This is a genomic window from Rhizobium sp. 18055 (genome assembly GCF_902706285.1).
Lineage (GTDB): Bacteria > Pseudomonadota > Alphaproteobacteria > Rhizobiales > Rhizobiaceae > Rhizobium.
This window is the reverse complement of the sequence record NZ_CACSKD010000214.1, coordinates 1-467: the sequence shown is the minus strand read 5'-3', so window position 1 is coordinate 467 and position 467 is coordinate 1. Positions and strand designations below refer to the sequence as shown.

Annotated in this window: 1 protein-coding gene; it reads left to right on the top strand. The window is 72.6% G+C overall.

The genetic code is table 11. The features are described from left to right. Positions 1 to 56 precede the first annotated feature (56 nt). A partial coding sequence (locus GVL52_RS28785) for a lipoprotein insertase outer membrane protein LolB (RefSeq protein ID WP_160012723.1) occupies positions 57 to 467 on the top strand: 411 nt, incomplete at its 3' end.

The window sequence follows — 467 nt, the reverse complement described above, 5'->3', positions numbered from 1 at the left end:
AACAAGGACAACGACACGCTGCAGGAAACGCTGAAGCGGCTGAAGGCCAACCCGTGATGCGCTCCGCGACGATGGATGGGCAGCGCCGCGGACTGCTCGGCGGACTGTCGGCAGGCGCGCTCGTGCTGCTGGCGGGCTGTGCCACGCCGCCCCGGCCGGCATCCCAGGCGCGCGCCGGCGTGCGGCAATGGAACGGCCGCATGGCGCTGCAGGTGGACGACCCGGACGTGGCGCCGGTCAGCGCCGGCTTCGAATTGAGCGGGGAGGCGCGGCAGGGAGAACTCGTGCTGCTCAATCCGCTGGGCAACGTGCTCGCGACGCTGGAATGGTCCCCTTCGGGCGCCATCCTGCAGAAGGGCGGCGAGCGCCGCACCTCGCCGTCGCTCGACGCGCTGGTGGAGGAGCTGACGGGCAGCGCCCTGCCGGTCGCGGCGCTCTTCGCCTGGCTGCAGGGCGACGCGGTGGAC